Genomic DNA, 23,773 nt, shown 5'->3' on the forward strand with positions numbered 1-23,773 from the left:
CTGCGGTGCCGGCGGCACCGGTGGTCCGGGCGCTGCCGGGGCGGGCGTTGCAGGGGCGGGCGTCGGTGGGCCGGGCGTCGGAGGGGTCTGCGAGGCAGGGGCTTGAGCCGTGGGGGCTTGAGCGGCGGGGGCCTGCGAGGGCGCGGCGGGGCGGGAGGGCGAGCCGGGCACCGGTAAGTCCGCGAGGTCCTGCCGGAGTATCTTCCCGTGCAGGGCTTGCAGTTCCCGGCTGAGATCGGCCCCCAGGTCCTTGGCCACCGCGATGCGGATCCGTTCGTACGTCTGAAGGGCTTCCGCCGGCTGCCCCGAGTGGTATTGGGCCAGCATCAGCTGGCCGCCCAGCCGCTCCAGAGCCGGGTCCCGGCGCAGTTCCTCCCCGAGCTGGATCGTCACCTCGTCGTACGCGCCCAGTTGGAGGCATGCCTGGGCCCACACATCGAGGGCGCGGAGGCGGACCTGGCCGAGGCGGTCCGCCTCCATCACCGCGAACTCGTAGTCGCAGAGCTCCTCAAGGGGTTTGCCCTTCCACAGCTCAAGGGCCGACCAGGCTCCGGAACGGGCGGCTCCGGGATCACCGCCTTCGAGGAGTTTCCGGCAGTTCCTGGCCTTCGCCTCGAACACCACGGCGTCGACGGACTGGGCGTCGGCCTGCAGCAGATAGCCGTGGAGGTGGTGGGTGAGCCGCACGGACCGGTCGTGGTGCCGCAGCACCTTCCGCAGCCGGGAGACGTACGCCTGGAGCGTTCCGGTGACCTGACGTGGGGGGTTCTGTCCCCAGACGGCCTGGATGATGGAGGTGAGCGGGACCACCCGGCCGACGTTGATGAGGAGGACGGCGAGCAGTGCGCGCTGGCGGGGCGGGCCGAGGTCGACGTGGTTGCCACCGGATCTGATGTTCATCGGGCCAAGAATTTCGAATCGGAGTTCGGATTCAAGAACGTCGTCGGTCATCGCGTTACCCTGGCTCAAACGAGTCGGACCCTCCGCTGGAACCCTGCATGAATTCACGACCGTGCAGGCAGCACAACCCTTGGTGCCACCTCGGGGGCCGGTCACCCGGCCTGTTCCCGCCCGTTGAATATGCAGGATGCGAGTTCCGGCGCGGTCCCCGACCGCTACCGCTGTCGAAGCCGGTGCGTACCGCGGGAGGTATCCGCCCACCTCCCCCACTCCTGACGAGTGCCGTACGAGGGTGCGACGCGGCCCGGGGCAGTCGTTCGCCGGGTGGGCCGACGCCCGGGCCCCCGGTCTTGCCGTGGGAGCCCCATCTGGCCTTGACTGTAAGTCAGCTGATGCGGCGTCATGAGGTACGGGCGGATCGGGGGAATCGGTTGCGCGAGGACATGACGGTCGGGGGCCGCTACCAGGTGCAGCGCGTGCTGGGCAGGGGCGGGTTCGGTGAGGTCTGGGAGGCGCTGGACCACAACCTCAACCGGCGGGTCGCGATCAAGTTCATCACGGGCGTCGCGCAGTACCCGGAAGCGGCCAGGCGGTTCGCCCGCGAGGCCCGGATTCTGGCATCGCTGAACCACGGCAGCATCGTCACCGTCCACGACGCGGGAACGATCGACCACGGCGGCCTCCCCTTGCCGTATCTCGTGATGGAGATGCTGCACGGCGGTACCTGGGAGACCGCGTGGCCCGACTCGGCCGTCGAGACCGGGGCGCGCCTGGCCGACGCCCTCGCACATGTCCACGCGGCCAACGTGGTGCACCGGGACGTCAAGCCGGCCAACATCATGATCTGCACGGACGGGCGCACCGTGCTGATGGACTTCGGTATCGCCCGGGACGACAACTCCCTCACGCGCACGGTCACGACCACCGGCAAGGCGTTCGGCACCCCGGCCTACATGGCGCCCGAACAGTTCGGGGGAGCAGGCGCCACTCCCGCGTCCGACGTGTACGCGCTCGGGCTGGTGCTGGTCGAGAAACTGACCGGTCAGCGCGGCCCCGCCGCGCAGTTGACCGGTGCCGCCCGCGCGGCGGTCCCCGGGCATCTGGTGCCGCTGCTCACTCGCATGACGTCTCACCTTCCCCAGGACCGGCCGTCCGCTGCCGAGTGCGCGCGGCAGCTGCGCGCGCCGGCGGCGAAGCCGACCCTCGTGCTGCCCGGGGGAGGCGCGGCCGCCCCGGGCCTGTCCGGAGCCGGGGCCGTCGTGCGGAGTGGATCGCTCCGGGCGAGGCTCGCCGCTCCTGGGGCCTTGCTGGCGCTGTTCCTCGTTTCCGGGTTCATACGCGCCTATTCGTACGGAGGCCCGCACAACGGGTCCCTGTGGAGCGGGCCGGTGCGCGGCACCATCGGGGCTTTCGCGGGGCCGCTGTTCAGGGTCAGGGGTCAGGACTTCTCCACGTGGGACGCCCAGGCGTGGGCGGCCGTCACCACACCGCTCGTCATCCTCGGCCTGGGGGCGACCCTCGCACTGACGGCGGGGCTCGTGCCGGGCGCCGGAACGCTGCCGCGCCTGGGCGGTTACGCGGCAGCGGCACTCGCCGTCGCCGGCCTGAGCTGGCAGGCGGCGAACTACCCGCCCTGGTACGACCCGCACGTCCCCATGGAGCCCTCCACCGGCATGTGGCTCTTCTACCTGGCGACGGCCCTCACCATCGGCGAGTACATCCGCCGCGACGTCCGGAACCAGCGGCCGGCCGCACAGGTCCGTCTGCCGGGAACGCCCGCTTCCCGCTGACCGGGACAATCGAGGCGCGCCCCCGCGGGGCCCCGGTTACGGTGCCAAGGACCGTTGACCACAGGGACGTGGAAGGCAGGGAAGATGGCGCTGAGCCACGGCTCGACCGTGCGTGAAGTCACCGCCGGACCAGGGGACTTGCCCGCAACCGGGCAGGGAGCTCCGCCGACGGCGGAACAGGGTGTCCCGGCCCCGGTCGAGCAGGGCGCCCCGCCCCCGGCCGGGCAGGGTGTCCCGGCCCCGGCCGGCGGGGCGGGGACCGCGTCCCTCTCCCGGCCGGTGACACCGGTCCCCGCCTCGTCCGTCTCGCGGTACGACGCCGAGACCGACGTCCTCGTCGTCGGCTACGGCTGCGCGGGCGCGGCCGCGGCCTTCGAAGCGGCCTCGGCCGGCGCGGATGTCCTCGTACTGGAGCGGGCCGGCGGGCCGGGCGGTTCATCGGCCCTGTCCGGCGGCGAGCTCTATCTCGGCGGTGGCACACCGGTGCAGACGGCGTGCGGTTTCCAGGACACCGCGGACGACATGTTCGCCTATCTGAAGGTGGCACTGGGCCCGCACGCCGACGAGGAGAAGCTGCGGGTCTACTGCGACGGGAGCGCCGGGCACTTCCAGTGGTTCGTCGACCGCGGTCTCACCTTCCAGGAGAGCCTGTGGGACGCCCCCACCTGGATGCCGCTGTCGAAGGACGGTCTGATGTGGCTGGGCGAGAACGCCTGGCCGTACAACACCGTCGCCCGCCCCGCGCCGCGCGGCCACCGCTGCGCCACCGAGTCGTACGGCGGCTGGCTGATCATGGAGAAGCTCGTCGCGGCAGCCGGGGCCGCCGGGGCGCTCACCCACACCGACACCCTGGCCACGGCGCTGATCGTGGACGACGACGGCCGGGTCGTCGGCGTCACCGCCCGGCAGTACGGCGAGGAGCGGGCCTACCGCGCCCGCAAGGGGGTGGTGCTCACCACCGGCGGCTTCGTCGACAACGAGGAGATGCTGGCCGACCACGCGCCGCACCTCATCGGCCACGGCAAGGTCAGCGACGGTCTTGACGACGGCAGCGGCATCCGGATGGCGGCCGCGACCGGAGCGGCCACCCGGCGCATGTCGGTCACACAGGTCGCGCTCACCGCTCTCCCCGCGATGGCCGTCCGCGGCATGCTGGTCAACGGCCACGGGCAGCGCTTCGTCAACGAGGACGTTTACCCGGGCCTGTACAGCGTGGCCGCGGTGCTGACCCAGCCGGGACCGTACTGGGTGATCGTCGACGAGGAGGGCTACGAGGACGTGCCCGAGGCGGACCGCTGGGGGGTGCTCCCGCGGTTCGCCGGGGAGACCCTGGCCGAGCTGGAGGAGGAGCTCGGGATGCCGGCGGGCGCGCTGGAGTCGTCGGTGGCCACGTACAACAGGTACGCCGAGGAGGGCCAGGACCCGCACTTCCACAAGGACGCCCGGTGGCTGCGGCCGCTGAAGGCGCCCTTCGCCGCGATCGACCCGCGCCTCGGCTTCAACGGCGAGGGCGGCAGGACGGGCGCGGGGACGGGCGCCTCCGGATTCACCCTCGGCGGGCTCCGTACGACCGTCGACGGCGCGGTCCTCGATGTCTCCGGCACCCCCGTCGCCGGGCTGTTCGCGGCCGGGCGGGCAGCGTCCGGCATCCATGGCGAGGGGTACATCAGCGGTACGTCGCTGGGTGACGGCACGTTCTTCGGCCGCAGGGCCGGGGTGGCCGCGGCCCGCGGACCGGTCACCGGGCCGCTCACCGCCCCGCCGGCGGAAGGGCCGTGATGGACCGCTTCGAGGGTGTCGATGTCCTGCTCACCGGGGCGGGGTCCGGTATCGGCCGGGCCACGGCGGTACGTCTGGTGGCCGAGGGGGCGGCCGTGTTCGCCGTCGACCTCTCGGGCGACGGCCTGCGGGAGACCGCCGCGGTGGCCACCGGGCCGGGGCGGATCGTGACCCATGTCGCCGACGTCTCCGACGAGAGCGCCGTCGTGGAGGCCGTAGGGGCGGCCGCCGCTGAGCTGGGCGGCATCGATGCCCTGATCAATGTGGCGGGCATCCACCGGACGACGCCCATCGACCGGCTGACCGTCGCCGACATGCAGCAGCTGTTCACCGTCAACGCCGTCGGCACGGCGCTGTTCTGCCGGGAGGCGCTGCGGCACCTGCCCGACGGGACGGGCGTCATCGTCAATGTGGCCTCGTCGTCGGCCGCGCACGGGAACCCGTACATGAGCGCGTACTCGGCGTCGAAGGGCGCGGTGCTGGCGTTCTCCCTGTCGCTGGCCGCCGAAGTGGTGCACCGGGGCATCCGCGTCGTGCCCGTGTCACCCGGCACGGTCGCCACACCGCTGGTGGGGCCGCACGTCCTGCCGCCGGAGCTGGACGCCAGTTACTACGGCCGGATCCGGTCGCTGCTGGGCGCCGCGGAGCCGGAGCAGATCGCCGGTGTCATCGCCTTCGCTGCCTCGCGGGACGGGAGTTACCTCACGGGAGCGGAGATCAGGGTCGACGGAGGCTCCCACATCTGACGGGGCCTCCCGCCTGACGGGCCTTCCCGCCTGACGGGCCCTCCCACCTGGCGGGCCTTCCAGCACCTGGCGGGCCTCGCGCAACCGGGACCGGTGCGGCTACCCGCGCAACCGGGACCGGCGCGGCGACCCGAGAACCGCCGGCCGAACGCGCCGCGGTGATGGCGTCGAGCAGGGCCTGCCGGGAGCCGAAGTGGTCCTGCGCGGCCGACGTGTTGCGCTGCCCCGCCTCCGCGCCCACGGTCCGCAGCGAGACGGCGTCGATCCCCCGCTCGGCGAAGAGCCGTTCGGCGGCGTCGATGGGAAGGCCACGGGTGTTCGCTCTGGGGTCTGTCACGGGGCCGTCCGGTGAGTGGGACGGATCGTTGACCACGTTAAGGCGTGTTCCTTAACGTGCGCTCCGAACGACGGAAGCTCCTTCTCCCGAGAACGGACGACGTCATGAAACTCATCTTCCCCGAGAACCAACAGGCCACGGCACGGGCCGCGTTCGGCCTCTTCAGCCCCGACCAGGCAAAGCATCTCTTCGACCGCGCCCAGGGGTCGGGCTTCGAGCCCCGCGTCATCGAGGTCGCCCCGCGCACCTGGTTCATCCAGCCCGGCATGGTGAACGTCGCGCTGTTCGAGACGGACGAGGGGCTCCTCCTCGTCGACTGCGGGTGCGCGGGCGACGGGCCCGCGCTGCTGGAGGCGGTGCGCTCGGTCAGCGACAAGCCGCTCCACACCGTCGTCTACACGCACGGCCACAGCGACCACGCCTTCGGGCTCTGGGCGTTCCTCGACGCCGGAGAGCGCCCGGTGATCGTCGCGCACCGCGCGCTGCCCGCCCACTTCGAGCGCTACATCAAGACAGCGGGCCTGAACGCCCGGATCAACAACCAGCAGCCCGGCGCGGACGGCAAGGCGTGGCCCGACGCCCGCGAGGACTTCGCCTGGCCCACCCGGCTGTTCGACGACCGGCTGGAACTGGCCATCGGTGGCGAGCGGTTCGTCGTACGGCACGGCAAGGGCGAGACCGACGACGCCGCCTGGGTGTGGGCGCCCGAGCGCGCCGTCATCGCCGCCGGTGACCTGATCACCGGCTACCTCCCCAACGCCGGGAACCCCAAGAAGGTCCAGCGGTACGCCGAGGAATGGGCCGACGCGGCCGAGGAGATGGCCACGCTGCGCCCCTCGGTGATCATCCCCGGCCACGGTGACCCGGCCACCGGGACAGAAGCCGTCGCCGACGAACTCACCTCACTCGCCCGCTATCTGCGGATCATCGTCGGCCACACGCTGACCGGACTCAACAACGGCGTCCTGCCCGACGAGATCGTGGACACCCTGGAGATCCCCGCAGAGCTGCGGGACCATCCACGGCTGCCCGCGATCTACGACAAGCCGGAGTTCATCTGCCGTAACGTCATCCGCCGCTACTCCGGCTGGTGGGACGGCTACCCGTCGCATCTGCTGCCCTCCTCCCAGGACGCCCAGGCGGCCGAGGTGGCGCGGCTGGCCGGCGGAGTGGCGGCGCTCGTGGCGCGGGCCAGGGAACTGGCCGCCACGGATCTGCGGCTCGCCTGCCACCTCGCGGAGTGGGCCTTCCTCGCCGACCGCTCCGACGCGGACGCCCGGACCTGTTACGACGAGGTGCTGGAGGCACGCGCCCAGGCCGAGCCCTCGCTGATGGCGCAGGTGAACTTCAGGACCGGCGCCCGCTGGGTGCGCGCCGCCGGAGGTGCGGCATGAGCCGCCGGCCGCACGTCGGTGCCGTGCCGCTCGACGGTGTGGGCTTCGGCGCCCCGGCACCTTCGACGGCCCGGTCGGTACAACGGCTACAGCACCGCCTGCGTCGGCAAGTGGCGTCGGGCACCGGCTCGCCGTTGGGGGATGACCCGGTGAACAGCCCGTTCCGGGGCGGGACCGCCGTACGCGTGGACATCGAACTCGACGGCCGGGTTTAGCTCCGCTCAACCAGGGTTTACGGATGGGGCGTTGTCCGAGGGGGCCGCCCGATGTCAACGTGAGGGGGTCGGCGGCCGACCGGCGCCGGGAGGCTGTGCTGCCGTGCTGCCGTGCGGCTGTGCGTCCCTGCGGCTGTGCATCGGTGCGGCCGCCGTATCCCCTTCTCCCGAGGAGCCCTGCTATGCCCCTGCGTGAACAGGTGCGGTTCGTCAGCGGTACGGCCGAGCTCGCCGGTCATCTCTTTCTGCCCGATCCCAACGGGGACGGCGCGGCCCGCCCGGTGGCGGGCGTTGTGGTGGCCGGGACGTGGACCAGCGTCAAGGAGCAGATGGCCGACCGGTACGCCGAAGAGCTGGCGCGGCGCGGCTATGCGGCGCTGGCATTCGACTTCACCGGCTACGGCGAGTCCGGAGGCGAGCCCCGCGACTACGAGTCGGCGGAACTGAAGCTCCGCGACCTCCGCGCGGCCGCGGACTTCCTGAGCGCCCACCCGGCGGTGAGCGACGGACAGTTGGGCGCGCTGGGGGTGTGCGCGGGGGCGATGTACGCGAGCGCCTTCGCCGCCGATGACGCACGGGTGGGGTCGCTGGCGCTGGTGGCGCCCTGGCTGCACGACCGCCGTATCTGCGAGCAGAACTACGGCGGCCCGGAGGGCATCGAGGCGAAGAAGGCGGCGGCGGCCGCGGCCCGGCGGCGGTACGAGGAGACCGGGGAGGTCGCCTATGTGCCGGTGGTCAGCGGCAGCGACCCGGACGCGGCCATGCCGTTCGACATCGACTTCTACCTCAACCCGGAGCGCGGCGGGATCGCCGAGTGGCCCAACCGGTACGCGGTCATGGCCTGGTCCGAGTGGCTGGACCTCGATGCCGTCGCGCTCGCTCCGAAGGTCTCCGCGCCCGTGCTGCTCGTACACAGCGAGGACGCCGCCATCCCGGACGGTGCGCGGCTCTTCTACGACGGCCTCACAGGAGACCGGAAGTTCCTGTGGACCGAGGGAGTCCAGTTCGACTTCTACGACGGGGCGCCGCAGGTCGGCCTCGCCGCGGACGCGGCGGCCGAGCACTTCGCCCGCACGCTGTGAACCCCGCAGGTTCTGAACACCGCGGGCTCTGAACACCGCACGCCGTGAACACCCGTACTGCCGACAGGAGACCACCCGTCATGTCCGAGTCCGCTGAGTCCGCCGAGCCCGCCGAGTCCGCTGAGGCCGTCGGGTCCAAGTACGCCGTTGCCGAGACCTGCACGCGGATGGCCGTGCACGCGGACCGCCGCGAGTGGGAGCTGCTGCGCGGACTGTTCGCCGAGAAGGTGCTGCTCGACTACACGAGCCTGACCGGCGGTGCGCCCGCCCAGCTCACCCCGCAGGAGATCGCCGACGCCTGGTCCGCGACGCTCGGCGGCTACGACGCCACCCAGCACCTGATCACCAACCAGCTCGTCGAGACCGACGGGGACCGCGCCGTCTGCACGGCCTCCTTCCAGGCCACGCACCGGCTGGCCACCGCCCACGGGACGCCGCTGTGGACGCTCGGCGGCGACTACCGCTGGGAGCTGACCAGGAGCGGCGGCCGCTGGCTGATCCACACCGTGGTGATGACCGCGACCTGGGGCAAGGGCAACCAGGACCTTCCCGTACAGGCGGCCGCCCGGCGATGACCACCTCTGCTCCCGCATCGGTCGCCACGTCGTCGCCGTCCGCCGCCCGGGGCGGGCCCCGGGTGGTGCTCGGCGCCGCTCTGCTGGGCTTCTTCCTCATCTCGCTGGACGCGTTGATCGTCACCGTCGCGCTGCCCGACATCGGGCGCAGCCTCGGCGTCGGCATGTCAGGTCTGCAGTGGGTGGTCGACGGCTACACGCTGATCTTCGCCGCGCTGATGCTCTCCGCGGGCGCGCTCTCCGACCGTATCGGGGCCCGCCGGGCGTACGGCGGCGGGCTTGTGCTCTTCGCGCTGGCCTCCGCCGCCTGCGGACTGGCGCCCGGGATCGGTGTGCTGGTGGCCGCGCGGCTGGTGCAGGGGGGTGCGGCGGCGGTGATGATGCCGGCGTCGCTCGCGCTGGTCAGGCAGGGCTTCCCCGACCAGGCGAAGCGGGCGCGGGCGATCGCCGTCTGGACCGTGGGCGGCGCGGTCGCGGTGGCGGCGGGGCCGGTGGTCGGCGGGGCGCTCACCGCATCCGTGGGGTGGCGCTGGATCTTCTTCGTGAACCTGCCGGCGGGTCTGCTGGCCCTCGCCCTGCTCGCCCGGGTGCCGGCCTCCCCGCGGCTGCCCGCGCGCCTGGACGCGGTTGGGCAGGTGACAGCGGTGGTCGCGATGGGCGCGCTGACGTACGGCGTGATCGACGGCGGCGACAAGGGCTTCGGCCGGCCGCTCGTGCTGGTGGCGCTGCTGGTCGCTGTGGTCGCGGCGGCCGCCTTCCTGGCCGCGCAGGCCAGGGGCGCGCACCCGATGCTGCCGCTGCCGTTGTTCCGCTCGCGGGTGGTGGCGGTGTCCCTGGTGGTCGGCTTCATGCTCAACGCCGCTTACTACGGAGGGGTGTTCATCTTCAGCCTGTACCTCCAGCAGCAGCGCGGGCAGACCGCGCTGCACGCGGGCGTGATGTTCATTCCGATGACGGCGCTGGTCGCCGTGGTGAACCTGGCATCGGCGAAGCTGGCCGCACGGTTCGGGCCGCGGATGCCGATGGTCTCGGGGCAACTGGTCGGAGCGGCCGGGCTGGTGGCGCTGACCACGGTCGGCGCACACACGAATGTGTGGATGGTGGCGGCCCTGATGGTGCCGGTCGGCCTCGGCGGGGCGCTCACCGTTCCGGCGCTGACCGCGCTGCTGCTCGACGCGGTACCCGCGGAGCGGGCGGGAACCGCGGGCGCCGTACTCAACACGGGTCGTCAGGTGGGCGGTGCGATCGCGGTGGCGGTCTTCGGGGCGCTGCTCGCCGGTGCGGGCACGTTTCTGACCGGCATGCGGTGGGGCATGCTGGTGGCGGCGGCCGGACTCGTACTGACGACGGCCGCGACGCTGTCGCTGCCCCGGGGCAGCGGGCACCGGGTGGCGGGCGCGTAACTGCCGTCTCAGGCAGGGCCGGCCGGGCGTCGTGAGGTGAGTTCGAGGACGGTGTCGATGAGGGCCCGGACTCCGGGAGGGCCGCCGGAGTCCCGCCAGAGCAGGGCGTAGTCGACCGGCGGCGCGTCGTCGAACGGTACGTAGGTGACGTCGGGGCGGCCGTGGTAGTCGCCCGCCCGGAGGGTGGCCACCGTGGCGCCCTTGCCCGCCCCGACCAGCGAAAGCAGCTCCTGCCAGCCCGCGGCCACCGGGCCGTGGGTGAGGGGGCGGCCCTGCGGGGTGTGCCGGGGATAGAAGGCTTCGCGCCAGGCTTCGGAGACGCCGGCGGCCGTGACCAGCGGCAGGAGGGCGAGGTCTTCCTGCGACACCGTTTCCTGTGCGGCCAGGAAGTGGCCGGCGGGCACCACGAGGGCGCGGCGCTCGGAGAGCACGACGGGGCCGACGACGATGCCGGGCTCCACCACGGGGGGCTCGGCGATCGCCAGGTCGACGTCTTCGTCCCGCAGCGCCTCGATGGCAGCGTGGAACGTCACCTCCTGCAGCTCGACGGCGCAGCGGGGATGCCGGGAGTGGAACACCTCAGCCGCCCGCACGATGAGGTCACCGCTCCAGGGGGCGGTGAATCCGACGCGCAGCACACCACTGAAATCCGCACAGGCCGCCGCCGCCCTGCTGATGGCACGCTGGATCTGCCGGTACGCGGGGAGCAGTTCGTCGCGCAGCTGCCGGCCGACCGGGGTGAGGGCCACGCGACGGCTGTTACGTTCGAACAGGGCACCGCCGATACGGCGCTCCAGTGCCTTGACCGTCTGGCTGACCCGGCCGGGAGTGACGCGCAGCCGTTCAGCGGTCCGCGCGAAGTGGAGCTCTTCGGCCAACGCCAGGAACGTCTCGATCTCGTACCGTTCCACCAGGCCCCCGCCTCACCCCACCGCCGCCGCGATGGACGTACCCCGGCTCTTTCGCCGTCGTCGCAGGCCCGTGGCCCCGTCGCACACTAGGCGGCGGCGCCGGGGCCGGTCCAGGCCGGGTGCGGGGGCGGGTGCGGGTGCGGGTGCGTGGAGGCTGAGCCGGTCAGCCGGCCGGGCCCGCGGTGGTCCGGTGCTGGGCGGCGGCCCAGGAGGCGAGGATCCGCAGTCCGTCATGGGTGGGCGAGCCGACCTCGGCGGTCCACACGACCAGTTGCTGGTCGGGGTCGGTGCTGGCGGTCAGCGTGTCCCAGTCCAGGGAGAGTTCACCGGCGACCGGGTGGTGGAGGACCTTGGTGCCCACGCTCAGGGTGGCGACGTGGTGGGCGGCCCACCAGGTGCGGAAATCGGGGTCCCGCACGGACAGTTCCCCGACCAGCGCGGTCAGCCGCGGATCGTCCGGGTACTTCGCCGCCTCCATACGCAATTGAGCGACCGCGGTACGGGCGACGCTTTTCCAGTCCGCGTAGAGGGTGCGCATCGAGGGGTCGGTGAAAAGGATCCGTACGTAATTCCGGTGCTTTTCGGGGACCTGGGAGAAATCGGTGACCAGCGCTGCCGCGAGCGGATTCCACGCGATGACGTCCATCCTGCGGCCCATCACGACGGCGGGGGTGCAGCCGAGATCGTCCAGCAGCCTGCGCAGCTGCGGCTGCACCTTCTGGAGAGTGCGCCGGCGTGGCTTGGCGGACTCCTTCCCGGCCAGGCCGAACAGATAGCGGCGCTGGTCGTCGTCCAGGTGCAGCGCCTCCGCGAGCGCCTGGAGGACCGGCGCCGACGCCGGCATGCGTCCCTGTTCGAGGCGGGTGTAGTAATCGGTGGAGATCGACGCGAGCTGCGCGACCTCCTCCCTGCGCAGTCCGCTCACCCGGCGAGGGGCGGAGCTGTCGGGGAGGCCGACGGCGCGCGGGGTCAGCTCGCCGCGCCGGGCCTTCAGGAACTCGCCCAGTTCGTCCCGCCTGGGATTGCTGCTCATGCTCTCCACTATCGCACCGGATTCACGGCTCCTGGGAGGGACAGTTTCCTCCCAGGAAGAATCTCTCCTCTTTTCGGGCATGAGAACAGGCGTCAATGTGGATGACGTCGTCAAAGTGAGTGACGTCAATGTGGGTGACGTCGTACTGGGCCGACCGGACACGGGAGCAGGAAGGCAAGGAGCGGTTTTCATGAGCAAGGTCATCTTCGTCACCGGTGCCGGACGGGGCCTGGGCACCGACATCGTCCGCCAGGCGCTGGGCGCCGGCCACCGGGTCGTCGCCACCGCCCGCGACCCGCGGAAGGTCTTCGAGGCTCTGGGCGGCGAACAGGACAACGACCACCTGCTGGCCGTCTCCCTGGACATCACATCCCCGGACGCCGCCCGCGCCGCGGTCGGGGCCGCCGTGCGGCGGTTCGGCCGGATCGACGTACTGATCAACAACGCGGCCGCCTTCCAGGCCGGCTATTTCGAGGAGGTCTCGGACGCCCAGATGCGGGCACAGATCGAGACGAACCTGTTCGGCCCGATGAACGTCACCCGGGCCGTCCTGCCCGTCATGCGGGCCCAGCGGTCCGGGCACATCGTCACGGTCTCCTCGATCGCCGGTCTGGTCGGCCAGGAGTTCTGTGTCGCCTACGCGGCGTCGAAGTTCGGCGCCGAGGGCTGGATGGAGTCCCTGCGCCACGACCTGGAGCCCTACGGGATCCGCACCACGATCGTCGAGCCCGGCTTCTTCCGTACCGAACTGCTGGTGGACGCCTCCACCAGCTGGGCGGAGCTGTCGCTTGACGACTACGCCGGGCGCACCGCCGAGATGAAGAGGATGTGGCAGTCGATGAACGGCCGGCAGGCGGGAGACCCGGCCAAGCTCGCCGACGCCTTGCTGGACGTCATCGGCATGGAGGAGCCGCCGCTGCGGTTCGTCGCCGGCGACGACTCCATACCCGCGGCCGAGGCCAGGGGTGCGGAGATCGCCGAACAGGCCCGCGCGTCCCGTGCGTTGGGCACCGGGCTCTCGTACGACGACGCGGCCTGAGACGGCAGGCAGCCCAGCGTCCCCGACCGGCACTCGGGCCCGTAACCGACCGGAACCCCGCCCCCCGACCCGACCCGGAACCGACCGGAACCCCGACCGAAAGAGAGCACCCCATGGAATTCGTCCAGCCCCGGCCCACCGGCAAGGGGCCCGCGGAGTGGTTCAACGGCGACGTCTGGTTCGACGTCATCCACGCCGGCGCCGAGCCCTCCCGGATCCGCGCCAACATGGTCCGCTTCGCCCCCGGGGCCCGCACCGCCTGGCACCACCACGCCGTCGGCCAGACCCTCCACGTCGTGGCCGGTACCGCACTCGTCGGCACCCGCGACGGCACCGTCTACGAGGCGCGTCCCGGCGAGACGGTGACCTGTCCGCCCGGCGAGGAGCACTGGCACGGCGCGGCCGAGGACCGGTTCATGCAGCACCTCGCCCTGTGGGACGGCACCGCACCCGGCGACGACCGGCCCGAGACCACCTGGCTGGAACACGTCACCGACGAGCAGTACGCAGCCCCGCGCACCCGCAGCAGCTGACCCCCGGTACCCACCCCCTCCGCCCGTGACTCAACGGCCCACGGCCCACGGCCCACGGCTCGCGGCCCACGGCCCGCGGCTCAACGGCCCGCGGTCAACGGCCACGGCTCAACGGCTCGTGTCGGTGGCGAACTCCGGCGGCAGCTCCGTGGAGAGCAGGCCGTCGGTGGCCTTGTCGAGCGCCCGCTGCATGTCGCCGGAGCGGGGCAGCATGCTCTTCTCGTACGTGCGGACGGCGTCGGCGACGGCGTTGTTGTCCACGATGGCCAGGGCGAGTTCGCAGGCGTCGAGCATGGCGAGGTTGACGCCGACGCCGAGCGGGGGCATGAGGTGGGCGGCGTCGCCGAGCAGCGTGACCGTGGGGTTGTGCTCCCAGGTGTGGGGGACCGGCAGGGCGTGGATGGGGCGGTCGACGTATTGGCCGTCGTTGTCGGTGATCAGCCGGCGCATCCGGGGTGACCAGTCGCGGTACTGGTCGAGGAGCCAGGCGCGGATGCCGTCGGTGTCCTGGGCGGTCAGGCCGTGGGCGGTGAGCCAGTCGGCGGGGACACGCTGGATGGCGTAGACGCGGATGTGGTCGCCGCTGTTGCGCTGCGCGAACAGGCACCGGTCGCCGTCGGCCGCGGCTGTGCTGCCCTGCCCGACGAGGCCGGCGATGTCGGGGTGCCGGTTCTCGACGTCGTCGAACCAGGCTTCGAGGAAGCTGATGCCGGTGTACTGGGGGGTGGCAGGGGAGAGGACGCGCCGGACCGTGGACCAGGCGCCGTCGGCGCCGATGACGAGGTCGGCCTCGACCGTGGTGCCGTCGGTGAAGTGCAGCTGCCGGGGGCCTTCCGCCGGGCCGGTGACGGCCCGCAGGGTGTGTCCCCAGCGCACGGTGCCGGGCTGGAGCGAGTCGAGGAGAAGGCCGCGCAGCTGGCCGCGGTCGATCTCCGGCTTGAAGCGGTCGCCCTCTTCGGGGGTGTGATGGAAGAGGAGCGTGCCCGCCGTGTCCAGCTTGCGCATCTCCTGGCCCTCGGGGCGGGACAGCCGGAAGAACTCATCGAGCAGTCCGGCTTCGCGCAGGGCGAGCTGGCCGTTGTCCTCGTGCAGGTCAAGGGTGCCGCCCTGGTTCCGGGCGTCGGGGCCGGTGTCGCGGTCGTGGACGGTCGCGGTGACGCCGTGCCGCTGAAGGATGCGGGCGCAGGTCAGGCCGCCGGGACCGGCTCCGATGATCGCGATACGGGGGGTGGTGGTCGTGGTCGTGGTCATGGCGGTGCTCCGTTCGGGTCGCGCGGCACGGGGCGGTGCTGCCGTGGGGCAGTGGCGCCGTGGGGCGGTGCTGCGTAGGGCGTGAGGTGCGGGCCGCTGCCCCAGAAGAGCACACCGACTCACTAAGTGCAACCGTTGCACTTTTTTAGTCGTGCAACCAAAGAGGTAGACTCGTGGCCATGCCGGACCCGGACACCACCGCCACCGCCTCTGCCACCCCTGCCCCCGCCGCGGCGCCGCTGGGGCGCCGCGAGCGCAAGAAGGCCGCCACCCGCCAGGCCGTCGCCGACGCCGCCCTGCGGCTGTTCCTGGAGCGCGGGTACGACGACGTCGGCATCCGCGAGATCGCGGACGCCGCCGACGTGTCCACCACCACCCTGTTCAAGCACTTCCCGGTCAAGGAGGCCCTCGTCTTCGACGAGGACGCCGACCAGGAGGCCCGCCTGCTCGCCGCCGTACGCGAACGCCCCCGTGGCCGGTCGATCCCGGCGGCGCTGCGCGAGCACGCGCTGCACCACCGGAGGGCCGCAGCGGGCGCCGACGACCGTTTCGCCCCCTTCTTCGATCTGGTCAACAGCACCCCGGCGCTGCGCGATTACGTCCAGAGCATGTGGCTGCGCCACTCCCGGGCCCTGGCCCTGGTCATCGCCGAGGAGAGCGGGCTGCCGGCGGACGATCCCGCCTGCGCGGCCCTGGCCCACTTCGCCCTCGAAGCCCCGCACGCCGCCCGCGGTCACGACGACCCGCGCCAGGCCATCACCCGCGCCTTCGACCTGCTGGAGAACGGCTGGCACGCGGTCGCGGCCGGGTGATGTCCGGTGTCACCGGCTGACCGGCTGACCGGCTGACCGGCTGACCGGCTGACCGGCTCACCGGCTGACCGGCTCGCCAACCGCCCTACGCCGGCGGCACGTTGAGGTGGAGTGACACCGACGCGAGGCGCGGGGTGGTGCGCGCCTGGAGGATCCTGACCCGGACGCGGTCAGCGGTGACCGGCTCGGGCAGCGTCAGGATCCGGGCGTAACCGATCGTGGTGCCGGCCACGGTCTGCTGCCAGGCGGTGCCGGTCCAGACGTCGACCGCGAACTCCTCCACCTGCTGGCCGCGGGTGATGTCCTCGCCCAGCCGGATCCGGTCGAAGGCGCGGGTCCCGGAGAGCCGCACCGTGACGGCGCCCGTGGTGGCCGCGCCCGACGGTGACCAGGCCGTGCTGAGACGCCCGTCGGTGAGGGTGCGCAGGGCGGGGTCACGGCGGCCGCGTCCCGCCGTGAGCAGGTTGTGGCCGTACGTCGCGGAGACCGAGTCCCCGAACGCGGTGAGCGATGTCACGTCCTGCGCGGCGATACGGCCGTCCTGGCCCGGCGGGACGTTCAGCAGGAGCACGGCGTTGCGGCCCACCGACTCCTCGTAGATCGTGAGCAGTTGCTGCGGTGTCTTCGGCTTCTCGTCGGCGTGGAAGAACCAGCCGGGGCGCAGCGAGACGTCCGCCTCGGCGGGGAACCACTGGAGGTACTCGACCCCCGGTGCGGTGATCTTGTCGCGGGAGCCGATGTCGGTGGCACTGGCGCCGTCCGGGAGCAGCCCTTCGCCGTGCGCGGTGTGGGGGTCGGCGGTCGCGGGGGTGACGCTCCACTCCGTGGTGCGGCCGACGCCGTTCTCGTTGCCGATCCAGCGGGTGCCCTGCGGCCCCGCGAAGGTGACCGTGTCGGGGGAGAGGGCGTGGATGAGCCGGAACCAGGCGGTGAAGTCGTACTTCTCGGTGATCCCCGCGTCGGTCCAGGGGTTGGCGCCGTCGAGCCACAGCTCGTCGATGGGGCCGTACTGGGTGAAGAGTTCGTAGAGCTGGTTCAGGTAGTACGCGTTGTAGTCGTCGGCCCGCACGGTGAACGACGGGATCCGGTGCGCGGCGAGCGCGGCCGCCCGATCGTCGTCGGGGACCAGGGTCGGGATCGTACGGCGGACGACCGGGCTGTCGCTGCCGTAGCGGCCCTGGCCGCCCGGGGCGCGGTCACCGTCGTCGACCGTGGCCTGCTCCTCGATGCTGAGCTGCCGGCCCGACGCCTGTTTCGCGCGGATCTTCTCGACGTACTGGGCGTGCCAGGCGTGCGGTTGCTCGGAGCCGTCGGCGGGCGAGAGGTAGACACCCACCCGGAGGCCGGCCTTGCGGGCGGCCTTGAGGTAGGTGCCGAGGATGTCGCCCTGGGGGTTGCGGCAGCCGGCGTTCCGGGCCCGCCAGTAGGCGGCCGGGTCGTCGGCGCGGTGGGCCTCGGCCCGGGCGCGGGCCTTGGCGGTGGCGTCCCGCTCGGCGTCGGTGCAGCCGTCGGTGCGGATCCACCAGGGGCTCGCGATGACCGAGTGGTTGGTGTAGCGGGTCGGGAAGAGGACGAAGCCGTCGTGGTGCTTGGCCGTGAACATCACCTGGCGGGCGCCGGCCGCCTTGTAGGCGCGCATCCACTGGTCGGCGTCCATCCCCGACGGGTCGAAGGTGGCCTCGTCCTCGGCGCCCGAGCCCCATTCGCGGTCGGTGAAGGTGTTCATGCCGAAGTGCGTGAAGGCGGTCACCTCCCGCTGCTGCCAGGCGACTTGGGAGGGCCGGGGGACGACATGGGCGGCCTTGCGCACGATGGTGTCCGGGGTGTCGGACGCGTCGATCGCGATCTGCGGTGCGGGAGTAATCCGATCTTTACCGAGCGGTGCGGTGTCGGGGCTGCCCTTTCCGGGGGCGGCGGATGCGGGTGCGGCGGGCAGGAGTGGCAAGGATGCGATGCCTACGCCTATGGCCAGTACGGATCGTCGCCCGACAGGCGTTCCCATGAGTACTCCTTCGGTCCGTGGACGCAGAGTGGAACGAATGGCCCAGAATGGTCTAGACATCCAATGTCTGTCTGTCGGGCAGCAGTCTGCTGCGCGTCCGGGGGCCGTGACAAGAGGGCCGACAAGGGGCCGTACGTGAACAGCCGTGAGGGGCGGCCGATTTGCGCATCGGCCGCCCCTCACTGGGCTACGGGGCTACGGGGTTATTGGACTACCGGTCCTGCTGTACGTCCTCCGCCACCTCGGCGCGCCGCCCGGATCCGGTCACGGGGGCGCCCGATCCGGTCACCGCGGAACCGGAGACCGCTGAACCGGTCACCGCGGAACCGGCCACCACCGCGCTGGGCGCAGGCGCGCCCGCCGGGCGCCGGAAGCGGCGGGGGACGAGGCTGAGGAAGCGCTCGGCGTGGTGCTCCTCGTGCAGGTCTATCCGGCGTGCTTCCAGCAACTGGCGCAGGCTGAGCAGCCCTTCGAGCCGGTCCGGGTCGTCCCGGTCCACGATCACGACCCGGGTGACGTGGTGCGTCGCCATCCGGTTGGCGATGGTCCGCAGGGTCTCGTCGGGGTACGCGGTGACCGCGGGCCTGGCGAGTTCGCCGAGCGGGGTCGGGTCGTCGAGGGAGCTGAACAGGAAGTCGGAGCGGGTGACGACACCGGCCAGATGCCCGGCCGGGTCCATCACGGGGTAGAGCCGCTGGGCCAGGAACCCGTCGACGTCATGGCTGCCGTGCGGGGCGGTCAGCTCCCGCTTGATGTCGGCCACGGTCTCGTCGGTACGGAACGTGGCGGTGATGGGGGATTCCAGCTGCCGTACGAGATGGACCTCCAGCGGGTCCACCGAGTACTCCCGGCTGAGGTGCAGCCCCCGGCGGGCGAGCTTCTCGGTGAGGACCGACCGCTTCAGGATGATCACCGACAGGAGATAGGCGGAGGACGCGGTGATCACCATGGGGAGCATCGCGTTCATCTCATGGGTCAGTTCGAGGCAGAAGACGATGCCGGTCAGCGGGGAGCGCATGACTCCGCCGAGCACCCCGGCCAGCGAGACCAGGGCCCAGAAGCCGGGGCTCACGGCCGGGAAGACCAGCCCCTCGGCGGCGCCCAGCGCACCGCCGATCATGAACATCGGGGCCAGGACACCGCCCGAGGTGCCGGAGCCGAGCGACAGCCCCCAGATCAGGGTCTTGACCACCAGGATGCCGATGATCAGGCCCACGGTGGCGCGGCCGGTGAGGAGCTGGTCGATGACGTCGTACCCGACACCCAGCGCACGGGGCTCGACGAGCCCGCCGGCGCCGATGATCAGGCCGCCGATGGCGGGCCACCACATCCAGTGCAGTGGCAGCTTGGCGAACATGTCCTCGGAGAAGTACACGAGGGCGGTCGCGCCGAGGGCGAGCAGCCCCGCGCCCAGCCCGGAGACCAGGCACAGACCGTACGCGGAGAGGGGCAGCTGGGCCGGGACATGGGCGCCGCCGAAGAGCGGGGCGCTGCCCAGGATCGGTTCGCGGACCAGGGTCGCGGTGACCGCGGCGACCGCGACGGGGATGTACGAGCGCGGTCGCCACTCGAAGAGCAGCAGCTCGACGGCGAGCAGGATCGCGGCCAGCGGGGAGTTGAAGGTGGCCGCCATGCCCGCGGCGGAACCGGCGACCAGCAGTGTCTTGCGTTCGTCGGTGGTGACATGGAGGAACTGGGCGAGGATCGAACCGACCGCGCCGCCGGTCATGATGATCGGGCCCTCGGCGCCGAAGGGCCCGCCGGTGCCGATGCCGATGGCCGACGAGACGGGCTTGAGCACGGCCAGCCGGGGCTGCACCTTGCTGCTGCCGAAGAGGATCGACTCGATGGCCTCCGGCATGCCGTGGCCGCGGATCTTCTCGGACCCGTACCGCGCCATCACGCCGATGACCAGCCCGCCCACGATGGGCATGAAAAGGATCAGCCACCCGTGCGAGGTGGAGCCCGGTGTGGTGGCGCCGAAGGTGAACTGCCCGTGGAAGCAGATGTTGGTGAACAGGTTGATCAGCTTGAGCAGCCCCACGGCGACGAGCGCGGCGGCCACACCGACCGGCAGGGCGAGCAGGGCGATCAGCGCGACCCGGGGCTGGACACCGAAGTCGCCCAGGCTCTTGACCTTCCGCGGGGCTGTGAGCCGGTCGGCGGCGCGGTCCGGATTCGGGTGGTCCGGATTCGGGGCAGGGGCGGGCGGGATCACAGGTTCCTCCGTTGGTGGAGCAGGCAGGGGCAAGGCCGCCGCGGGCGCACGGAAAGGGGGCGTCGGCATGACCGCGGGTGAGGCGGTGACCGGGAGGGGAGCGGTGCCGGTGTCCTGCGTCCGAGAGGTTCACGCGAGGGCGGTGAAGGGCGTCATTGCCCTGGGGGCTGCCGGTGCCCTGTGCGGAGGGTGGCAGTACGGGGACGGGCGGCCCGTGGCGCGGGAGGCGCCAGGTGCGGATGCCCGGATACTGGGTGCGGTACGGATGAGCGGTGTGGCGAGCGGTGTGGTGCGAGTGGAGCGTTTCGAGCGGTTTGTTTCGAGCGGTCACTTTCGAGCAGTGCGATGGAGCGAGACCGAGACTACCATTGCAGACTGCAATGATGGTTGCGGTCTTGTGAACGGCCTGATGTACGGCCTGATGAGCAGCCGGGTGAACCCGGCGGACAGGACCGCCCGGGTGGACAGCCCGGCGGTCGGAAACGGTGGACGGACCGCATGACGGGCGAGCAGGCGACAGCGGGCAGCCGCACCGGGGACGCGGCCGGCCCCGTGGACGAGATCAGCCCCGCGGACGGGACCGGCCCCGCGGACGAGACCGACGAGGTCACCGCCGCGGTGATGGCCGCGGCGCGGCTGCTGGTGGGGCTCTCGGCGCGCGCGCTCGCCGAGGTCGGCAGCGCCCTGACCCTTCCCCAGCTGCGGACGCTGGTGGTGCTGGACTCCAGCGGCCCGGTGAAACTGGCGGCGCTGGCGGCCACGATGGAGGTCAACGCGTCCACCGCGATGCGGATGGTGGACCGGCTGGAGGCGGGCGGCCTGGTCGACCGCAAGGTCAATCCGGACAACCGGCGCGAGGTGGTCCTGCGCACCACCGACGACGGCGCGGCCCTGGTCGGTACGGTCCTCGAACACCGGCACCGTGAGGTCGCCGCGCTGGTGGGCCGGCTGCCGGTGGACGTACGGTCCGGGCTCGTGGTGGGGCTCAGGGCGCTGACGCTCGCCGCCGAGAGCCCGGCGCCCGACCGGCCCGGCGCACCCGACGCCGCCCGTGACATGCTCCCGGGCGACACCGGGTTCTGATCCGGCGCGGAGCCGGCGCGGAGCCGGCTCGGAACCGGCTCTGCACCGGCTCGGAACCGGCTTAGAACCGGCTCTGCACCGGCTCGGAACCGGCTCTGATCCGGTGCCGCAGGATCAGGCCAGGCCCGGGCTCAGCGCCCCGCGATCCGGTCCGCGATCGTCGCGATCCGGTCGGTGGCCGTGCTGCGGCCGGAGAGTTCGCGGGCGTCCGCCGCCCGGTACGCCCGGTACATCCCGTGCACGCCCAGCCAGCGCAGCGGCTCCGGCTCCCAGTTGCGGACCTTGTGGTTCACCCAGGGAAGTGTGGTGAGGTCGGTCGGGCCCGCCTGGCCCGAGTCCTGCTGGATCAGGTCGCGCAGCGTACGGGCGGCGAGGTTGGCGGTGGCCACACCCGAGCCGACGTAACCGCCCGCCCAGCCCAGGCCCGTCGACCGGTCCAGGGTGACGGTGGCGCACCAGTCGCGCGGGACGCCGAGCACCCCGGACCAGGCGTGGTCGATCCGTACGCCCGCCGTGGCCGGGAAGAAGCGGACCAGGATCTCGCGCAGCGCGTCGATGGTGGCGGGCTCGGTGCGCCCGGCCCGGTCGGCGCGGGCGGCGCGGGAGCCGTAGCGGTACGGGACACCGCGCCCGCCGAGCGCGATCCGGCCGTCGGCGGTGCGCTGCGCGTACATGTACGCGTGTGCCATGTCGCCGAGCGTCTCGCCGCCGTCCCAGCCGATGGTGTCCCAGACGGACTCCGGCAGCGGTTCGGTGGCGATCATCGAGGAGTTCATCGGGAGCCAGCTGCGCCGGGCCCCCTTGAGGCCGGCCGTGTACCCCTCGGTGCAGCGCAGGATGTAGGGCGCGCGGACCGTTCCGTACGGGGTGACCGCGTGCTTGGGCCTGATCTCGGTGACGGGTGTCGACTCGTGGAGGGTGACGCCGAGCGCCTCGACGGTCTCGGCCAGGCCCTGGACCAGTTTCGCCGGGTGCAGCCGGGCGCCGTGCGGGGTCCAGGTCGAGCCGACGGCTCCGGTGACCCGGATCCGCTCGGCGGTCTCGCGGGCGCCGTGCAGGGTGCGGTCCGTCTCACCGAAGGCGACCTCCACCGAGTGGAAGTCCTTGAGCCGCTGCAACTGGGCGGGAGTGTGGGCGACTTCGAGGACGCCGCCCTGCTGAATGTCGGCGTCGATCGACTCGTCGGCCGCCGTCTTCACGACCTCGGCCACCGTGTCGTTCATGGCCTGCTGGAGGCGGACGGCCGCTTCGTGCCCGTGCAGCTTCGCGTACCGGTCGCGGCCCGCGATGCCGTTGTAGAGCCAGCCGCCGTTGCGGCCGGACGCGCCGTACCCGCAGAACCGGGCTTCGAGCACGGTGATGTTGAGGAACGGGACGGCCTTCTTGAGGTAGTACGCCGTCCACAGCCCGGTGTACCCGCCGCCGACGATCACCACGTCGGTGCTCGCGTCACCCGGCAGGGGCTCGCGGGCGAGGGGGGTGCCCCGGTCCGCGTACCAGAACGATATGCCGCCGTTGACGGTGCCGTTGCCTGTGCCACTGACGGTGGAGCTCATGGGGACCTCTGCCTTCTGGACCGGTCCGCCGGTTCGGGGCCGCTTGATCAGGGCCGTTCGGTGTTCCGCCGGCGGTTGCCGGGAGCGTAGCGCCGCAGGGGGGCCAGGAGACTCAGGGGGTTCCATGGTGTCCCGCCGATGTCCCGGGTCAGCGGATAGCAGCCGAGGCCGATGAGTACCGAGGTGAAGTGGCCCAGGTCGGTGAAGGTGCGGTCGGTGAACAGCGGCAGGCCGAACACGGCGATGACACCGGCCAGATACACCCACCGCCAGGGCCGCGCGATCCGGTACGTCAGTACGGCGATCACCCCGGCCAGTGCGTAACTCACGCCCACATCGAGGGTGTTGACGGCCGACTCGGGGGCCCGGTGGTGGCGGATCGCCCAGAGCAGGGCGCCTTCGCTGATGAACGAGGCGAGGACGTGCGCGAGGACGGCGACGGTCAGCCAGCGGAGGGTGCCGAGCCAGCGCTCGGCCTGCGCGTGGAAGACGGTGTAGAGGACGGCGTACGAGATCCAGCCGCCGCCGTCGATGTACATCGCGCTCTGGATCAGCACCCGGACGGGGTGCGTGGACAGTTCATGGATGTTGGTGGAGCGCCTGCCGAGGTAGTGCCGCTCGAAACCTGGGGACATCTGGTGCAGTGCGATGGTGGTGACGAAGAGAATGGCCAGCCAGACGTAGGTGCCCGGAGCGCTGCGGAGGTAGGAGGCGACGGCGTGGCGGGCGCGGTTCATGCGCCGATTCTGCTGCTTGGGCCCCAGCAGCGCGGGGGTCACCGCGCCGTGGCGGGGCCGGGGAGTACGAGAGCGGGAGCCGGCGTGGCAACAGGAGGGGAACGCGTACGTGGCGGACACGCCGAACAGGGCGGACATGCCGAACACGGCGGACATGGCGAACAGGGCGGATATGGCGAACAGGGTGGATGCGGCGGACGCGGCGGACGCGGCGGACACGGCGAACAGGGTGGATGCGGCGGACGCGGCGGACGCGGCGGACACGGCGAACAGGGTGGATGCGGCGAACGCGGCGGACACGAGCGAACCGGCGGGGGGCGGCGGCGGGGCAGGGAACGGCGGCCCGGCGGACGTCGCGGCGCACCAACCTGCGGCGG

General features: G+C 72.1%; 19 protein-coding genes. 11 read left to right on the forward strand and 8 right to left on the reverse strand.

Features of this window, described 5'->3' with window-relative positions; translation table 11 throughout:
* On the reverse strand, positions 1–900 hold a 900-nt coding region (locus tag G3I19_RS19480; RefSeq protein WP_164264931.1), incomplete at its 3' end, for a BTAD domain-containing putative transcriptional regulator.
* A 443-nt stretch (positions 901–1,343) separates the two neighbouring features.
* Between G3I19_RS19480 and G3I19_RS19485 the strand changes: the two genes are divergently transcribed.
* The 7 genes from G3I19_RS19485 to G3I19_RS19520 all read left to right on the forward strand — a co-directional run bounded on the left by G3I19_RS19485 (position 1,344) and on the right by G3I19_RS19520 (position 10,221).
* A complete protein-coding gene (locus G3I19_RS19485) occupies positions 1,344–2,690 on the forward strand; it encodes a serine/threonine-protein kinase (protein WP_164264932.1) in 1,347 nt (448 codons plus the stop codon).
* Between the two features lie 54 nt (positions 2,691–2,744).
* Complete coding sequence (locus G3I19_RS19490) at positions 2,745–4,469, forward strand: FAD-dependent oxidoreductase (protein ID WP_239074563.1); 1,725 nt, start codon at positions 2,745–2,747, stop codon at positions 4,467–4,469.
* Positions 4,469–5,215: an SDR family oxidoreductase gene (locus G3I19_RS19495; protein ID WP_164264933.1), complete on the forward strand. Its 747-nt coding sequence runs from the start codon at positions 4,469–4,471 to the stop codon at positions 5,213–5,215. Before G3I19_RS19490 ends, G3I19_RS19495 begins: the two co-directional genes overlap by 1 nt.
* A 441-nt stretch (positions 5,216–5,656) precedes the next feature.
* A complete protein-coding gene (locus G3I19_RS19505) occupies positions 5,657–6,946 on the forward strand; it encodes an alkyl sulfatase dimerization domain-containing protein (RefSeq protein ID WP_164264935.1) in 1,290 nt (429 codons plus the stop codon).
* A gap of 397 nt (positions 6,947–7,343) precedes the next feature.
* The gene (locus G3I19_RS19510) at positions 7,344–8,243 is read left to right on the forward strand and encodes an alpha/beta fold hydrolase (RefSeq protein ID WP_164264936.1); all 900 of its coding nucleotides are present in this window, start codon (positions 7,344–7,346) and stop codon (positions 8,241–8,243) included.
* A gap of 80 nt (positions 8,244–8,323) precedes the next feature.
* Positions 8,324–8,818 carry a nuclear transport factor 2 family protein gene (locus G3I19_RS19515; RefSeq protein ID WP_164264937.1) on the forward strand — a complete coding sequence of 165 codons (495 nt, stop codon included), beginning with the start codon at positions 8,324–8,326 and terminating at the stop codon, positions 8,816–8,818.
* A gap of 62 nt (positions 8,819–8,880) precedes the next feature.
* On the forward strand, positions 8,881–10,221 hold the full coding sequence (locus G3I19_RS19520; RefSeq protein WP_343235149.1) for an MFS transporter: 1,341 nt from the start codon (positions 8,881–8,883) through the stop codon (positions 10,219–10,221).
* An 8-nt stretch (positions 10,222–10,229) separates the two neighbouring features.
* Here G3I19_RS19520 and G3I19_RS19525 read toward each other — a convergent pair whose 3' ends face one another.
* Positions 10,230–11,132 (reverse strand): LysR family transcriptional regulator, encoded by a 903-nt coding sequence (locus G3I19_RS19525; RefSeq protein ID WP_164264939.1) that lies wholly within the window; start codon positions 11,130–11,132, stop codon positions 10,230–10,232.
* Between the two features lie 163 nt (positions 11,133–11,295).
* Entirely contained in the window at positions 11,296–12,165 is an 870-nt protein-coding gene (locus G3I19_RS19530; protein WP_164264940.1) for a helix-turn-helix transcriptional regulator, read from the reverse strand.
* A gap of 190 nt (positions 12,166–12,355) precedes the next feature.
* Here G3I19_RS19530 and G3I19_RS19535 point away from each other — a divergent pair, with 190 nt between their 5' ends.
* The gene (locus G3I19_RS19535; RefSeq protein WP_164264941.1) at positions 12,356–13,204 is read left to right on the forward strand and encodes an SDR family oxidoreductase; all 849 of its coding nucleotides are present in this window, start codon (positions 12,356–12,358) and stop codon (positions 13,202–13,204) included.
* 113 nt (positions 13,205–13,317) lie between these two features.
* Positions 13,318–13,737, forward strand: a complete 420-nt coding sequence (locus G3I19_RS19540) for a cupin domain-containing protein (protein ID WP_164264942.1) — start codon at positions 13,318–13,320, stop codon at positions 13,735–13,737.
* A gap of 108 nt (positions 13,738–13,845) precedes the next feature.
* Here the strand turns inward: G3I19_RS19540 and G3I19_RS19545 are convergent, their stop codons facing one another.
* Positions 13,846–14,988 carry an NAD(P)/FAD-dependent oxidoreductase gene (locus G3I19_RS19545; protein WP_164264943.1) on the reverse strand — a complete coding sequence of 381 codons (1,143 nt, stop codon included), beginning with the start codon at positions 14,986–14,988 and terminating at the stop codon, positions 13,846–13,848.
* A 179-nt stretch (positions 14,989–15,167) separates the two neighbouring features.
* On the opposite strand from G3I19_RS19545, the gene G3I19_RS19550 reads away from it, so the two are divergent.
* The gene (locus G3I19_RS19550) at positions 15,168–15,800 is read left to right on the forward strand and encodes a TetR/AcrR family transcriptional regulator (protein ID WP_164264944.1); all 633 of its coding nucleotides are present in this window, start codon (positions 15,168–15,170) and stop codon (positions 15,798–15,800) included.
* An 85-nt stretch (positions 15,801–15,885) separates the two neighbouring features.
* On the opposite strand, the gene G3I19_RS19555 is transcribed toward G3I19_RS19550, so the two are convergent.
* Both G3I19_RS19555 and G3I19_RS19560 read right to left on the reverse strand, forming a co-directional pair.
* The gene (locus tag G3I19_RS19555) at positions 15,886–17,802 is read right to left on the reverse strand and encodes an alpha-L-fucosidase (RefSeq protein ID WP_164264945.1); all 1,917 of its coding nucleotides are present in this window, start codon (positions 17,800–17,802) and stop codon (positions 15,886–15,888) included.
* 211 nt (positions 17,803–18,013) lie between these two features.
* Positions 18,014–20,020, reverse strand: coding sequence for a chloride channel protein (locus G3I19_RS19560; RefSeq protein ID WP_343235148.1), 2,007 nt, complete (start codon positions 20,018–20,020; stop codon positions 18,014–18,016).
* Between the two features lie 621 nt (positions 20,021–20,641).
* On the opposite strand from G3I19_RS19560, the gene G3I19_RS19565 reads away from it, so the two are divergent.
* On the forward strand, positions 20,642–21,103 hold the full coding sequence (locus tag G3I19_RS19565) for a MarR family transcriptional regulator (protein WP_239074568.1): 462 nt from the start codon (positions 20,642–20,644) through the stop codon (positions 21,101–21,103).
* A gap of 131 nt (positions 21,104–21,234) precedes the next feature.
* Here the strand turns inward: G3I19_RS19565 and G3I19_RS19570 are convergent, their stop codons facing one another.
* Both G3I19_RS19570 and G3I19_RS19575 read right to left on the reverse strand, forming a co-directional pair.
* The gene (locus G3I19_RS19570) at positions 21,235–22,659 is read right to left on the reverse strand and encodes an FAD-dependent oxidoreductase (RefSeq protein WP_164264948.1); all 1,425 of its coding nucleotides are present in this window, start codon (positions 22,657–22,659) and stop codon (positions 21,235–21,237) included.
* A 47-nt stretch (positions 22,660–22,706) separates the two neighbouring features.
* Positions 22,707–23,396 carry a rhomboid-like protein gene (locus G3I19_RS19575; protein WP_164264950.1) on the reverse strand — a complete coding sequence of 230 codons (690 nt, stop codon included), beginning with the start codon at positions 23,394–23,396 and terminating at the stop codon, positions 22,707–22,709.
* Positions 23,397–23,773 lie beyond the last annotated feature (377 nt).

Origin of the sequence: Streptomyces sp. SID10853 (assembly GCF_010548145.1) — a bacterium.
Taxonomy (GTDB): domain Bacteria; phylum Actinomycetota; class Actinomycetes; order Streptomycetales; family Streptomycetaceae; genus Streptomyces.